Annotated in this window: 13 protein-coding genes; 9 read left to right on the top strand and 4 right to left on the bottom strand. The window is 49.4% G+C overall.

Translation table 11 applies throughout. The annotated features are described in order from the left end of the window. Positions 1-116: 116 nt before the first annotated feature. A complete protein-coding gene (locus ACI77B_RS08820; RefSeq protein WP_409336471.1) occupies positions 117-917 on the bottom strand; it encodes an arginase family protein in 801 nt (266 codons plus the stop codon). A 196-nt stretch (positions 918-1,113) separates the two neighbouring features. On the opposite strand from ACI77B_RS08820, the gene ACI77B_RS08825 reads away from it, so the two are divergent. Then, positions 1,114-2,667 (top strand): lipase family protein, encoded by a 1,554-nt coding sequence (locus ACI77B_RS08825; RefSeq protein ID WP_409336472.1) that lies wholly within the window; start codon positions 1,114-1,116, stop codon positions 2,665-2,667. A 16-nt stretch (positions 2,668-2,683) separates the two neighbouring features. On the opposite strand, the gene ACI77B_RS08830 is transcribed toward ACI77B_RS08825, so the two are convergent. Further along, positions 2,684-3,664 (bottom strand): aldo/keto reductase, encoded by a 981-nt coding sequence (locus tag ACI77B_RS08830; protein WP_409336473.1) that lies wholly within the window; start codon positions 3,662-3,664, stop codon positions 2,684-2,686. Between the two features lie 292 nt (positions 3,665-3,956). On the opposite strand from ACI77B_RS08830, the gene ACI77B_RS08835 reads away from it, so the two are divergent. Further along, positions 3,957-5,024, top strand: coding sequence for a GGDEF domain-containing protein (locus ACI77B_RS08835; RefSeq protein WP_409336474.1), 1,068 nt, complete (start codon positions 3,957-3,959; stop codon positions 5,022-5,024). A 69-nt stretch (positions 5,025-5,093) separates the two neighbouring features. After that, positions 5,094-5,933 carry a mechanosensitive ion channel family protein gene (locus tag ACI77B_RS08840; RefSeq protein WP_409336475.1) on the top strand — a complete coding sequence of 280 codons (840 nt, stop codon included), beginning with the start codon at positions 5,094-5,096 and terminating at the stop codon, positions 5,931-5,933. 139 nt (positions 5,934-6,072) lie between these two features. On the opposite strand, the gene ACI77B_RS08845 is transcribed toward ACI77B_RS08840, so the two are convergent. Together ACI77B_RS08845 and ACI77B_RS08850 are read right to left on the bottom strand one after the other, a co-directional pair. Continuing rightward, positions 6,073-6,399 carry a branched-chain amino acid transporter permease gene (locus ACI77B_RS08845; RefSeq protein ID WP_409336476.1) on the bottom strand — a complete coding sequence of 109 codons (327 nt, stop codon included), beginning with the start codon at positions 6,397-6,399 and terminating at the stop codon, positions 6,073-6,075. Then, the gene (locus ACI77B_RS08850) at positions 6,396-7,046 is read right to left on the bottom strand and encodes an AzlC family ABC transporter permease (protein WP_409336477.1); all 651 of its coding nucleotides are present in this window, start codon (positions 7,044-7,046) and stop codon (positions 6,396-6,398) included. The genes ACI77B_RS08845 and ACI77B_RS08850 overlap by 4 nt, the downstream gene beginning before the upstream one ends. 520 nt (positions 7,047-7,566) lie before the next feature. Between ACI77B_RS08850 and ACI77B_RS08855 the strand changes: the two genes are divergently transcribed. The 6 genes from ACI77B_RS08855 (at position 7,567) to ACI77B_RS08880 (ending at position 13,957) form a co-directional block, all read left to right on the top strand. Beyond that, on the top strand, positions 7,567-8,361 hold the full coding sequence (locus tag ACI77B_RS08855) for a tRNA threonylcarbamoyladenosine dehydratase (protein ID WP_409337721.1): 795 nt from the start codon (positions 7,567-7,569) through the stop codon (positions 8,359-8,361). A gap of 254 nt (positions 8,362-8,615) precedes the next feature. Beyond that, positions 8,616-8,813 carry a hypothetical protein gene (locus ACI77B_RS08860; RefSeq protein ID WP_409336478.1) on the top strand — a complete coding sequence of 66 codons (198 nt, stop codon included), beginning with the start codon at positions 8,616-8,618 and terminating at the stop codon, positions 8,811-8,813. Between the two features lie 47 nt (positions 8,814-8,860). Continuing rightward, a complete protein-coding gene (locus ACI77B_RS08865; RefSeq protein ID WP_409336479.1) occupies positions 8,861-9,052 on the top strand; it encodes a hypothetical protein in 192 nt (63 codons plus the stop codon). A 322-nt stretch (positions 9,053-9,374) separates the two neighbouring features. After that, on the top strand, positions 9,375-10,805 hold the full coding sequence (locus tag ACI77B_RS08870) for an alanine/glycine:cation symporter family protein (RefSeq protein WP_409336480.1): 1,431 nt from the start codon (positions 9,375-9,377) through the stop codon (positions 10,803-10,805). Between the two features lie 238 nt (positions 10,806-11,043). Beyond that, a complete protein-coding gene (locus tag ACI77B_RS08875) occupies positions 11,044-13,167 on the top strand; it encodes a CocE/NonD family hydrolase (protein WP_409336481.1) in 2,124 nt (707 codons plus the stop codon). A 208-nt stretch (positions 13,168-13,375) separates the two neighbouring features. After that, a complete protein-coding gene (locus tag ACI77B_RS08880; protein WP_409336482.1) occupies positions 13,376-13,957 on the top strand; it encodes a hydrolase in 582 nt (193 codons plus the stop codon). Positions 13,958-14,168 lie beyond the last annotated feature (211 nt).

The raw sequence follows: 14,168 nt of genomic DNA on the forward strand, positions 1-14,168 counted from the left end.
ATATTTCGTCCGGTTTTTCTATGTTCAATCTGCTGAAAGTCAGCGATCCGGATCTGTCATGATGATCAGCGCCAGATAGCAGACAGGAAATCTGCAGGCAATCCGGACAGCCTGCGTCACCTTGCGCGCGTCTGCTTTGTCTCCAAACGGTCTGCATGCTCCTCGATCATCAGCCGGTCCAGAAAGCGGTACAGAACATCGTCCGTACTGCGGTTCACCGCAAGGTCTTTAGACAGCTCAGATGCTGGCTCCTGCAAGGTGTTTTCGCCACAGATATCCGCACCGATGACCTTTACATTATCGAAGATATCGCGGATGAGGTATTTCAGCACCGGAAGGGACATCGTTCCCTGATTCCAGTTGGTCCGCGCAAAATACTCAGACAGAACGTCCTTGTCGATGGAAATATAGGCAGGCAGATCGCGCCGGATCTTCGCAAACTCTGCCTGTGCGGAATTCCGTTCCAGTTCGTAGCGGCTGATGTAGATGATTTTTCTTTTCAAAGAGCGGGGGATGGCGCGGACCTGCTTCAGCCGCGGCCCGACCAAGATGAGCTGCCGGAGGTTTCGATCCTTTCTCAGCATCTCCGCCGCCCAGCTTCCGCAGCTCAGCAGACCGTCGATCATCGGCCTCTGCATGTCTGTGTGGTTGTCGAACAGAAAAAGAATGTAAGGCCGGCGGATTTTTCCAGTAAACAGCCGCGTCATATAATGATAATTACCGTTGTCAATGAAGTGGATGCCCTCCGGTCCGTAACCGGCAAGCCGCTGCCTGAGCTGTCTGTATGCCTGCGGAGAGCAGTACATTTCCGTTCCTTCAATGTCACTCAGGTCAATTCGCCGGATTCCCGGAATTTTCTGGTGAATTTCTTCCGTATAGATATGTGTAAAGTCCAGAATCAAATTTTGTAAACTCAATTTCAATACTCCTTCCCTGACGTATTATACACATTTTCAACATTTTCTGCAGGGACAAAAGAAAAACGGGCAAGAGGACAGTCTTGTCTGCGCGGCCGTACTATTTATTCGGACAGGTACTTATTTCGACAACTGCATTTCGGTATGAGTATTCATCTGCTTTCATGATAAGCTTACAGCAGATGAAGGAGATAATATGATAAAAAGTAAAATAAAAAAAGCCGCAGACGTTTTCCTGAGCGCGGCGCTTATAGTTACCGCAATTCCGTTATGGTCAACAAGTGGATCAGCAGAAGCCGCATCCACAGTATCCGGGCTGAAAAAAGTACGGACAGCCGCATTTTCGCAGAATATCCGCTATCCTGTATACCGGGCTGGATTCCGATATACATCCGACACTTCTGGAAACAGCCAGTTCTACTATTCCGACGGGTATTTTTCCGGCTCTTCCAGCCGTTACAGCACCCATCTTGCTTCATTTTCCATGTGTCTTTCACTGGCGGGCTTTTCAACTGGATCCGGCAGCGGAAACGGCTATGGCAGCTCCAACATTTCTGCTATGCTGAAAAGCTTCTGCAAGGGAAATACCATTCAGATATCCTATCCAAGGCCGGCTTTTTATGGAAAAGCAGATAATATCAGCAGCATCGGATACGCGCTGGGGCAGAGGAAAATTATCTTGAAAAAGAAAACTTCCTCAGGAAAGCTGAAATCGGTATCGTACACGCTGATTCCTGTCATCATCCGCGGTGAAGGCTACGGAAAGGAATGGGCCGGAAATGTTACGCTGGGGACTGCTGGAGAGGCCCAGGGCTTCTCTGACGCTGCATCTAAAGTCACCGCCGGTGTGAACGCCTATGTAAAGAAATATCATCTGAAGAAGAAGCAGCTGAAGTTCTTAATAACCGGTTATTCCCGCGGCGGCGGAGCCGCCAATCTGACCGCGCAGAGGCTCAGTAAGAAATATGGCGGGTCATCCGTCTATGCCTATGATTTCGAGGCACCTCAGGCGGGATTGGCAGGAAAGGGGACATATAAAAACATTCATAATGTCATCAATTCTTCCGATCTTGTCCCATATCTGGCGCCTGCCGGCATGGGATTCCGGCGCTATGGCACGGATCACACGATTCAGGACGGCAGCGGTTTTTCGGCAAAAGACAGCAGCAAGATTATAGACGATATATTATTATGGTCAATCGGAAACACAGAACGATCCTACCGGAAAAACTATGCAGAGAAGCTTTATTCCTGCGAAGACGGAAAACAGATAACCCAGCAGCAGGCGCTGCAGGAGCTGCTGCCGATGTTGAATTCCATGAGCGGCCTGAAGCTGGCCGGCTTCCTGCTCTCCGTATCTGACCTTGGTTCGAGAATGAAAACCCTGGGATTCTATGACCAGACGATTTCTTCATGGAAGGTCCTGAGCGATGCAGAAAAAACGCAGATCGAGAACCGCCTCTGGAATCTCTGCACTGGATATGAAGATGGCGAAAAGCAGATTTATGAAGAAGAAGGAAAAACTCTTCCGGCCCTGCCGGTCTCCTATTTATCTGCTTCGCAGCTAAAAACGGTACAGAATCTCTGGCCGCTGCTCTGCAATGCGATGCTTTCCTTTGCAGCAGGGGATCAGGACGGAATTGACAGGAAAATCCTGAGTAATAACCTTCTTACCATGATGAGCGCCCACAGCGCGGCATCGAATCTTCAGCTTGTGCAGAGCCAGGATTCTTATTACAGCAGCAAATAGTGAATCCACAAGGATGCTAAAGGAAAATAATGGCGCGTACCGGACAAACGGGAGCGCAGTAACCGCAGTGCACACATTTGGTCTGGTCGATTTCGGCCAGGCCGTTTTCATTCCAGAAAATCGCCTGGCTGACGCAGCGGGCCTTGCAGGTTCCGCAGCCTTCACAGTCGGACTGATCCACCATCAGATGTTTTCCCGTGATGTCCGGCTCGTAATCCGGATGCAGATCGCCAGTAAAGTAGTCCACTGCTTTATCCACCTGATCGAAATCTGCCATGCCGATCATGACCGCGTTATTTCCCGGGATGTGTGAGACATAATCCAGACAGCTGCGGTAGTCCCTGATAAGGTTTCCGCCTCCAAAGGCCTTCATGGTGAAAATTCCTTTTCCGGCATCCGAGCAGACTTTGATGGCCGCTTCCATTTCATCCCTTGTTCCAGGGTTTTCTTCATTCCGGATTCCCAGTCCGGCCTTGTTGATCAGAGGGAAAACGACATCGCAGGCCTGTTCATCTGCCATTTCCCGGCAGGCATCCACGTGGTGGGTGGAAATTCCGATAGCATGGATCAATCCTTCCTTTTTCAGATCCTGAAGAGCCTTCCAGGCATCCTGACGAGAAAGAAAATCTGTGACGCCTCTGACTTCATGAAGCAGGAAGATATCGATACTGGAGAGATTCAGTTTTTCCAGACATTCGTGAACAGCAGAAACCGTTCCTTCATAATCCGGAGCCAGGGTCTTACTGCAGATGACCGGAGAAGGGATGCCGCGGCGTTCCATTTCATCCAGAGCGGGCCGCAGATAGCGGTATGTGTCATAGTACTGGGCGGTATCAAAAAAATTGATTCCCATTTCCGCGGCGTGGACGATGACCGCCGCGCCGTCTTCAACCGGAAGATTTTTCTGGGAAAAGCCCATGGTGAGGGTTCCCATACCGACCGGTGTGACTTCAATTCCGGTGTTTCCAAGCTGTACTTTCTTTAACTTATGCTTCATATTTCTGTTCCTTTATTTATTATCCAGACTCTGATCTTCTGTTTTTTCTTTATATATTAACATAGAAACGGCCGCATTGCAGGGCTGCACTCCTTGCGCGTTCTGCCTTTGTCCTGTGGGTATATCTGCATTCCATATACGGATGAAGAAATGATTGATAATCTGTTCAGATCGATGTACTATCTTTAGAGATGTGATGTTGGATTATTGCAGTTAAAATATTTTAAGAAAGAATATGGATAAAAAACGATACAGAAAAGCGGATAACAGAAGAGGGAGAGGAAAAAAGAAAATGGAACATTCCGATTCGGAAAAGACCCGATTATCAAAGGAACGCCCGGCCGACGTTCCGCTTGCAGAAAGCAAGGAATATGACCATGCGGAAAAAGCTCCTCATGATGTAGTCATGCCAGAAGATATGAGCAGCTATATTGAGCAGGATGTCCGCGGATGGTTTGGAAAAAGGGCAGAAGATGAGCCGCAGAGAAACGAGGAGGTCCTGAAGGCGCTTGGAAAGTTATTTTTTGCGGTTGTCAGTGTAGACCTGGTCAATTACGAGGTTCATCCGATTGTCATGCCGAAGGCAGTCCTTCCGTATATGAATGCGCCAGTCCTCGATTACCGGAAAATTATTCCGCAGTACTGCAGAGTTTCTGTCCGCAGCGACTATCGGAAACAGGTTTATCAGTTTGTGAATCCGAAAACGGTAGCTGAGCGCCTGAAAAAAGAGGGCATCGTGTCCATGGAATATATCGGGCAGACGCTGGGCTGGTGTAAGATCATTCTGATTCCGTCTAAATATGATGAAGCTGGAAATGTTGAGCACATGCTTTATACGGTGATGAATATCAACCAGGAAAAGCTGAAGGAGCATAAGATGAGTTATGTGGCGGAGCATGATTCTCTGACCGGACTGATCAACCGCTCCGGCTATCAGTCTCTCTGCAGGGAATTCAGAAAGTCCAGGAAACCATTCTGCTTCGTCATGATTGATATTGATTACTTCAAGCTGCTGAACGACACCTACGGCCATGAAATCGGTGATGTTGTACTGCAGCGGGCGGCCAATCTGCTGTTAAAAGCATTCCGTCCGGAAGATTTTGTAATCCGGATGGGAGGCGATGAGTTCGCTGTACTGATTCCAGGCATGAAAAAGAGTGAAGGCATCCAGATTCTGACAAGGAGAATTCAGGAAATCAACCAGAAGCTGAAAACAGATACAGCGGTTATCCCGGCAGCCAGCATCAGCGCCGGCGCTGCGTTTTCCGAGTTCAGATTCTCAGAAACACTGTACCGGAATGCCGATTCCGCCCTCTATAATGCGAAGAAATTCAACCGCGGAACCTGCTATTTCTATTAAAACCCGATTTACGCAAAACACGCATACAATGGTAACTGCCGGAGCCGGCAGTTCCTTCAAGGAGGATATATGCTGCCGACAATGGAAGAGATGGAGGCCTGGATCAGGCACACAGGCGGGCAGGCCGCGCAGTTCCTGTTTCGGATTGCTCTGGCCATACTGATCTATGTCATTCTGCGCAAAATACTGAAAAAATTCTGCTCCTGGCTGGACAAAAAATTCACAAAATTTGGCATGGATCCGTCCCTGAAGAGTTTTATCCTGTCCCTGACGAGATACGGAACACTGACCTTTGCAGTCATCACCATCATCATCAAGCTTCACATCGTGGAAGCGTCTTCGATTGCCGCACTGATTGCCTCTGCCGGTGTCGGGATTTCTCTGGCCGTCCAGGGCGGATTATCGAATTTCACCGGCGGCGTGCTGCTTCTGTTCCTGAAACCCTTCCGCGCGGGGGATTACATCATCGTGCAGAGCGAGGGCTATGAAGGGACCGTCAAGAAAATCGAGATGTATTATACAACGCTCTATACTGTAGATAATAAGACGGTGATGATTCCGAACTCCAGTCTGACCAACAACGCAGTGGTCAATGTTACCGCGCTTCCGCGGCGCAAGCTGGAGGTCCAGATCGGCGTATCCTACCGCACGGACATTCAGAAGGCTAAAGAAATCCTGACCAGTCTGCTGGACCAGGACGAGCGCATTGCAGAAGACGAACGCGAGATTTACGTGGATTCTCTGAAGGAAAGCTCCATCGTGCTGGCCTTCCGAGCCTGGGTAAAAACCGAGGATTACTGGCAGACCAAGTGGGATATGAACGAGCGGATCAAACTGGCCTTTGACGAGGCAGGCATTGAAATACCTTATCCGCAGCTGGATATCCATCTGAAGGGACGCCGCCAGTAGAGCTTGGGACAAAAAGAACAAAAACCGCTGCGCCGCAGCATCTTCTTCCGGTAATCTTAACAAGTACCGAGGACAGAGAAGACTGCAGGTGCAGCGTTTTTTCTTGCAAGGAAAAATTTTGTCGGATGAAATCCCGATCCTAGAACACGAGATTGATCAGAATCATGTAGCAGGCGGTTCCGGCGGCCATGGACAGCATCATGTTCCGTTTCCAGAGGTGGATCAGAACGGTTACGGCGATGGAGATGAGCTCCGGAAGGCCATATGTTCCGCTGGTGAATTTCACGTCTTTCAGGCAGTAAATAACCAGCATGCCGAAGATTGCGGATGGAAGGGCCTTGCCGAGGTATAGTATGAACTTCGGCGTCGGGCGGCGGGATGAGAAGACCAGAAATGGCAGAAATCTGGGGATCATGGTGCCTGCGACGCAGCAGCCGATGATGATGAATTGCTGAGTAAGGGTCATTCGATAAAACCTCCCGCGCGTTCAAGCGGCTTTTTCAATGCAGTAAGGAATGCGAGAATCAGGAGCATGGACGGAATCATGAAAGAATCGGCACTGAAAATCAGGCGGCAGGCCGCAGCAGAAAGCAGGCCGATAATGGCGGTGTAATGCTTCTTTTCCTTCAGCCACTGATCCATGAAGATCACGACGAACATGGCCGTCATGATAAAATCGAGGCCCGGCGCCTTGAAGGGGATCAGAGAACCAGCCGCCGCTCCGATGGTAACGCCGATAAACCAGTAGATATAGTCCAGCAGAGACAGAAAGAAATAGAACCATCCCCGGTCGATTCCATCTGGCAGGGGAGCGGAAAAGGATACCGCGAAGGTCTCATCGCTCATCCAGAAAATCAGGAAGAATTTCTTCCATCCCGTACCCTTGAAGCGGTCCAGCATGGCCAGGCCGTAAAACAGATGGCGGTCCTGGATCATCAGGGCCATGGCAAAACAGGCCAGGGGAGCAAATGGCGCCAGCAGCATGGAAATCGTTACAAATTCCAGGGAGCCGCCATAGATAGTCAGTGCCATCAGCGGGGGAAGCCAGGCAGGAAAGCCCTGCGACACTCCGTAGATGCCCATGGTCATACCCAGAAATACGTATCCGGTCATCACAGGAATTGATAATGGAAAAGCCGCGCGAAAGGCTTTTTTCCTTAAATGTGGTTTTTCAGTGTTTGTCATATATTCACCTTGTCTGCAATCGTTTCTTGTGGTAAATTTCAAAAATACTGTACGTAATAGCCATTATACCACTATAAATATAGGAATAAAGCGAAAAGCTTCCTGTATACAAAATTTATCAACCCGTCTCACTATACAGAAAATCGGCGGAGATGCGTATTCTGCGGCTTTATGGGGTAAACATACCCTGCATGAATTTTTTCTGCAGGATTTACAGATTTTCAGATCCTGTTCCGCGGGAAATTTCCGGCGGTGATTGAAGAAGGAAAAACCGTGTGATAAGATAGTACAGATGCCTATCGCATTGATATGATTATAAAAGAAAAAGAGTTTCCGGATCTGTGGGTGGCTTGATCAGAAGCCGGGCAGACGCACAATGAGTACGGCAGCGCCGACGATTTACCGGCGCAGAGGCCTGGCGGAAACGGGAGAGAAGGGAATATATAATATGCTGAATCAGTATTCAAGAACAGAATTAGTCATGGGACAGGAAGCGCTGGACAAGCTTCGTTCCTGCCGCGTCGCGGTGTTTGGAATCGGTGGTGTAGGCGGCTCTGTTGTGGAGACCCTGGCCAGAAGCGGAGTCGGAACCATCGATGTGATCGACGATGATAAAATCTGCCTGACCAATCTGAACCGCCAGATCCTGGCGACCCGCGCAACCGTCGGCATGTATAAGGCAGATGCCGCAGAAGAGCGTATACATCAGATCGATCCGGACATCGTCGTGAATAAGCATAAAGTCTTCTATCTTCCTGGAGAAAGCGCGGACAGCATTGATTTCAGCGCATTTGACTACGTTGTGGATTCTCTGGACACCATGAGCGCCAAGATCGATATCGTCATGAAAGCGAAGGAAGCCGGTGTCCCGGTGATTTCCTGCATGGGCTGCGGTAACCGCGTAGACCCGTCTAAGCTTCAGATCACCGATATCTATAAGACAAGCATGGATCCGCTGTCAAAAATCATGCGCAAGGAGATGAAGAAGCGGCGCGTCAGAAGGCTGAAAGTGGTATTTACTACTGAACCGCCGATTCGTCCGCTGAAAGACAATGATAATTCCTGCAGGTTCCACTGCATCTGCCCGCCGGGAACCAAAAGAAAGTGCACCGAGCGCCGGGATATTCCGGGTTCCACAGCTTTCGTTCCGCCAGCAGCAGGTATTATGGCCGCATCGGAAGTTGTCCGCGATCTGACCCAGTTTGATCCTTCCGGAAGAATCAAAGGCGGACGCCAGGACTAAGACAGCGGGCAGACTGAGGCAATGACTAAAATGGTCGGCAGAATTAAGGCAGAACTAAAGTGACAGGTAATACGGAGACTGGGTAATGACCTGCCGACAGGACGGAAAGCTGACTTCAGCGAACGAACCGCACGCAGCTGCTTATGCTGATTTCGGGATACTGTATTCATCATATTGAAACAGCATGCCGATGCCGCTGGCTCCACAGCAAAAGACGGAAACTCAGAATGCATAATAAAGGAGACCTCATGGATATGGAACAGAATTTACAGGAACCACAGAGATCAACGAAAAAAGAAAAAATCCTGACCGGAGTCTCTCTGGTATTAGCCGGAGCACTTGCAGGCGCGCTGCTCATGGGCGGCGGCGGAATCCGGATCAACATCGGAAGCTTCAACGGATACCAAAACTCTGAAAATACAGGAGACTGCGGAGACGGGAGAGAAGAATAGAGCTGATTCTATGTCCGCCGTGCTGCCGGGATGAAAAGAGGAAAAACATGAAATACGAAATCATTGATATTGAAGAAGCCGACTACGGCTGTGAAGAATGCCCGCCGGACGGCCCGCATGCCGTCCTGGTGCTGAAAAATGATAAGGGGGAAATTTCCAGAAGAGAAGTCTCTGAAAAGTGGATTTCCGCGCATCACGCAGATGTCGGGAATAAGCTGGACGGGGAGATCCTGGGATAGGACCTGTGAAGGAATCCTCAAAAAAGACAAAGTGAGAGTGTTACAAGACGATCAGATATTTTCATAGTGGAACAGCAGTCGGAAGAAAGGCTGCTGTTCTTTCAGTTGTATACGTGAGTAAAATATAGGAATTATATATATGGAATCATATTGTATTGATATGATAAATATTTTTGATTTTATTTGCCTTTACCGCACAGATTATTTACAATTTATGCAAAAATCTTACTATTTAATTTAATAATCATGATTGCCCATTGTGATAAAGAAATAACAATGTTATACTCAGTACATTGTTATTTCATTATCAAAGGAGGGTTATATGAGCACTTTAAATTCGATTGTGCTGACGGTGCAGCATTATCTTTCAGATTACATTCTGATCGTCATGCTGCTGGGCGGAGGAATCTGGTTTACTCTTCGTCTGCATTTTATTCAGATCAGGGGCTTCGGCCGCGGAATGCACAGCATGTTCAGCGGTCTGTTCAGTAAGAAGGGAAAAGCAGACAATTCTGGAATGTCATCCTTTCAGGCGCTGGCGACTGCCATCGCCGCGCAGGTGGGTACCGGAAACATCGCCGGCGCGGCTACCGCTCTGGCCATTGGCGGCCCGGGAGCAATTTTCTGGATGTGGCTCGCTGCATTCTTAGGCATGGCGACAATCTTCGGAGAGGCAACCATGGCACAGAAGTTCAAGACAACCGGTAAGGACGGAGCCGTTACCGGAGGTCCGGTTTACTATATTCGCGGAGCATTCACGGGAAAATTCGGAAAAGCTCTGGCAGGAATATTCGCCGTTCTGATTACCCTGGCGCTTGGATTCATGGGAAATGCGGTACAGTCCAATTCCATTGCCGTTGCGTTCCACACAGCATTTCATATTCCACAGTGGATCGTCGGTCTGGTCGTTGCAGCAATTGCACTGTTCGTATTTGTCGGTGGAATATCCAGAATCGCAAGTGTAACAGAGAAAATCGTTCCATTTATGGCATTACTTTATATCATCGGTTCTTTGATCGTAATTATTTACAACTGGAGAAATGTTCCATATGCCTTTAAATCGATTTTCGTCGGCGCATTCGATCCATCTGCCGTCGTCGGCGGTGCAGCTGGCGCGACACTCCGCCTGGCGCTGACAAAGGGTGTAGCAAGAGGCTTATTCTCGAATGAAGCCGGCATGGGCTCCACGCCTCACGCGCACGCAGTTGCTAAGGTTGACCATCCGGTTCAGCAGGGATTCGTTGCAATTATCGGCGTATTCATCGATACATTCGTCATTCTCACGATGACGGCTCTGGTTATTATCACAACCAAGGTCATTCCGACAGGAAAGACAGGCGTGGAACTGACGCAGTACGCATATTCCACATTGTTTGGAAAGGGCGGAAACATCTTCATCGCTGTCAGCATGTTCTTCTTTGCTTTCTCTACCGTCCTTGGCTGGTACTTCTTTGGCCAGACCAATGTGAAATACCTGTTTGGACCAAAGGCGGTAAAACCCTACGCATGCCTGGTTGCGGTCTGTGTATTCCTGGGATCGCTGGCGCAGGTAGATCTGGTCTGGAATATGGCAGACTGCTTCAATTCCATGATGGTTATCCCGAACATTCTGGCCCTGTTCGCCCTGACGGGAACCATCAAGAAGGTCCACGATGATTACTTCAATCATTATCTTCCGCAGCATCCAGATTATAAGCTGAAAAAGAAAATGGAAAAAGAGAAAAGAAAGTCGGAGCAGAATAAAACTGCATAGAATAAGAATAACAGTTCAGTCACACATACACAGGCAGACCCGGAGCTTTTCCGGGTCTGTTTTAGCGTCTTTACCCCCGCACTTCTCCCATGCAGTACGTTAAACCGTTAAAGTTATTTTTTATTCTGATGGTTTGAAATAACATACATATTCTGCTAAGATGAAACCATATGAAGAAGTGAGCTGGCGGGTGAACGAACTCGGGCCGGCGGAGATCCGATAAGAAGAGGTGAAACAGATGAAAGAAGAATTTACTGGCGTCCCTGTTTTCAAGGACGGTATGACACAGCCGCTATTTCCGTTTACGGATGGAAAGACGGGAAAAGATTATGATCCGAAGACCAGCAGTATCGTCCGCTGCTGTGTTTATGTGGAGACAGATTATGACCTGGACGGGGACGGAAAGCGGGACCTGGTCAAGGCTTTTGTGCAGATCCCGAGGAGCGCTGCGGAAGGGAAATATAAGGCGGGGACGATCTTTGAGGCGCGGCCGTACACGACCGGCATTCAGGAAGATGCCTACGACCATATGAAAGAAGTGCAGGATAAGGTCTGGCCGCCGTTTGATACGAGCCGGCTTTCTGAGTCTCCTGCGCCGCGTAAGGCATCTTCAGCGGTCACGACCCTGGAAGCCTCTCTTCAGGCCGACCCTTCCGACTGGTATTACGAGGATAAGGGCAGCGTCAGCGGCGTAAAGTACTGTTATGATAATATTGATCTGTATGACTATTACCTGATCCGGGGATTCGCCGTTGTGGAGAGCTCAGGTCTTGGCACCCTGGGATCAGACGGTCTGGAATGTGTAGGGACAAAATATGAACAGCAAGCGTTTAAAGCGATTGTGGAATGGCTCCATGGTGACCGGAAGGCATACTTAAGCAGACATTCGGACGTGGAGGTCCTCGCCGACTGGTCCAATGGAAATGTGGCCATGACCGGAAGATCCTACGGCGGAACCATGCCTTTTGCCGTTGCCGTGACCGGCGTTCCGGGACTGAAGACCATCGTTCCGGTGGCGGGAATTGCAGACTGGTACAGTCAGCAGAATCAGCAGGGCGCGCAGCGCTACTGGCCGAAAGAGGTTCTGAACAGCTTCCTAGCATATTACTGCTCCAGTAATTACAACGACCCGGAGAAAAATCCGGAAGAGCTGGAGAAAATCGCCGCATACCACTATCAGATGAGCCTGGACCAGATCCGCTGCGGCTTCGACTATGATCCAGAGTTCTGGGGCGGCGGGAATTACACAACGGACGCGGATAAAATCCGCTGCACTGCACTGATCATCCACGGTCTGAACGATGAAAACGTCTCCACCAAGCAGTTTGAAATGATGCTGCGTTCCTTCCAGAAAGCCGGGAAGACTGCTAAACTGGTCCTTCATCAGGGTTATCACATGACGCCGACGATGGGGCTGAAGGGTTACGGATTCCGAATCAAGGGCAGGGCCTATGATGACATCTGCAATGAGTGGTATTCTCATTATCTCTATGATATCGAAAACGGTGCGGAAAACTTCCCGAACCTTCTGGTCCAGGACAACCGGAATCAGGAAATCTGGCATACGGCGGAAAGCTGGAATGCAGGCAGCAGTGTGACGCTGGAGAGCATCAGCGGCCAAAACGCGGTAATCGACACAGACTGGAAGAAAGCCAGCATCACCGCGGAAAACTACGATGAAAGAATGAGCCTCCATAATTCCAATATGAACAAGCGTCTGATTTCTGATCCGCTGAAATCCGATCTGACCATTCAGGGAACGACGGAAGTCCAGTTCAGTGCCGCCCTTCACAGTGGGGATGCAGAACATTTCTTCCACGGAGAAAACGCCAACGATGCGGACACGCTGACCATGAAAACCGGAACAGACTGCGGCCACATGGATGATGTAAAGATGACCGTTCTGCTCTGCGATATCAGCGACGAGCCGTTCAGCAGCATCCAGACAACCGATCCGGAAAGAAATGAAATTCCGCTGGTCACCCTATCCCGTGGTACCCTGGTAAATGGCGGCTGCCTGGATAATTTTGACGAGGTGAAGTTCGGAACAGTGGACAAAAAATACAAGGTGATTTCCCGTTCCTACATCGACCTCTGCAACCCGGACTCCGGCTATGATCCGAGAACCGCGCAGAGCAGCATCGAGCTGAAAGAAGGGGAATTCCACGACTACCATATCTTCCTGAATGCCCAGCGCTACACCGTTGCGGCCGGGCACCGCCTGGCTGTCGTCCTGACTACAGAAGATCCGGTCGAGTGCCTGATTCACAAGCAGTATTCCATTACGGTGAAGGAAGATTCCGTCGCAGCACAGATTCCTGCAGTCGGGATTCCATCCTGCACGCTTGCCGTCAAAGCTTAATCAGCAAGGCCGCAGCTTTCTGCACGCCTTCTGAAAACAGACACAGAGCTTGCAATTTTATCTGGCAGGCATTACAATGTAAATCAACTTTGCATGCAAATTTTTCATGATAGGGGATTCTTTTCCGCCCGGCACGGCGGTGAAAGAATCCCTGCATATTGTTTAATGCATGGCAGGCTCAGGCCGGGCCATGGAAAGGGGTACAGGAATGACGTCTGCGATATCAAGAGACGACGCACTTGAACTGCTGAAAGAATACAACCAGGATCCGTTCCACATCCAGCATGGGCTGACGGTAGAAGCCGTCATGCGCTGGTTCGCGAGAGAACTTGGTTATGAAGATGAAGAAGAATACTGGGGAATCGTCGGACTGCTTCACGACATCGACTTTGAAAAATATCCGGAGCAGCACTGCATTAAGGCACCGGAAATCCTTAGCGAAGCCGGAGTTTCCGAGGACATGATTCACGCCATCGTTTCCCACGAATACGGGCTGACCGTTGACACCAAGCCTGAGCGGGAGATGGAAAAAGTTCTCTTCGCCGTCGATGAACTGACCGGCCTCATCTGGGCTGCAGCTCTTATGCGCCCATCGAAGAGCACCAAAGACATGGAGCTGAAATCCCTGAAAAAGAAGTTCAAAAGCAAGAACTTCGCTGCAGGATGTTCCAGAGATGTGATTAAACAGGGAGCAGAGATGCTCGGCTGGGAACTGAACGATCTCATGGACAGAACCCTTCAGGCCATGAAAGAAAGCGAAGATCTGATCAACGCAGAGATGGAAGCATAAGGAGATTGCAGGGAAGATAACAGGGCTGGGAGACTGCTGCAGGCAGAAGATTCTCCAATGCATATTCCTTAAGTTTAACGGTAATAACCGTTCATCCACTGAATTTACATCACAATCATCGAGAGCCAGAATGATAAAACAGCGTAAAGCGTATCATTGTGGCTCTTTTTTCTGCCCACAGAATTGTGCGCTGAACAGCTGAAGAAGTGAA

It is taken from the genome of Eubacterium sp. F2, from assembly GCF_046244355.1.
Classification (GTDB): domain Bacteria; phylum Bacillota; class Clostridia; order Peptostreptococcales; family Anaerovoracaceae; genus Aminicella.

Bases quoted from the DNA above. Each gene is read 5' to 3' on its own strand.
- ACI77B_RS08825 (WP_409336472.1), top strand. From the start codon at position 1,114: ATGATAAAAAGTAAAATAAAAAAAGCCGCAGACGTTTTCCTGAGCGCG.
- ACI77B_RS08830 (WP_409336473.1), bottom strand. From the start codon at position 3,664: ATGAAGCATAAGTTAAAGAAAGTACAGCTTGGAAACACCGGAATTGAA.
- ACI77B_RS08835 (WP_409336474.1), top strand. From the start codon at position 3,957: ATGGAACATTCCGATTCGGAAAAGACCCGATTATCAAAGGAACGCCCG.
- ACI77B_RS08840 (WP_409336475.1), top strand. From the start codon at position 5,094: ATGCTGCCGACAATGGAAGAGATGGAGGCCTGGATCAGGCACACAGGC.
- ACI77B_RS08845 (WP_409336476.1), bottom strand. From the start codon at position 6,399: ATGACCCTTACTCAGCAATTCATCATCATCGGCTGCTGCGTCGCAGGC.
- ACI77B_RS08850 (WP_409336477.1), bottom strand. From the start codon at position 7,046: ATGACCGGATACGTATTTCTGGGTATGACCATGGGCATCTACGGAGTG.
- ACI77B_RS08855 (WP_409337721.1), top strand. From the start codon at position 7,567: ATGCTGAATCAGTATTCAAGAACAGAATTAGTCATGGGACAGGAAGCG.
- ACI77B_RS08860 (WP_409336478.1), top strand. From the start codon at position 8,616: ATGGAACAGAATTTACAGGAACCACAGAGATCAACGAAAAAAGAAAAA.
- ACI77B_RS08865 (WP_409336479.1), top strand. From the start codon at position 8,861: ATGAAATACGAAATCATTGATATTGAAGAAGCCGACTACGGCTGTGAA.
- ACI77B_RS08870 (WP_409336480.1), top strand. From the start codon at position 9,375: ATGAGCACTTTAAATTCGATTGTGCTGACGGTGCAGCATTATCTTTCA.
- ACI77B_RS08875 (WP_409336481.1), top strand. From the start codon at position 11,044: ATGAAAGAAGAATTTACTGGCGTCCCTGTTTTCAAGGACGGTATGACA.
- ACI77B_RS08880 (WP_409336482.1), top strand. From the start codon at position 13,376: ATGACGTCTGCGATATCAAGAGACGACGCACTTGAACTGCTGAAAGAA.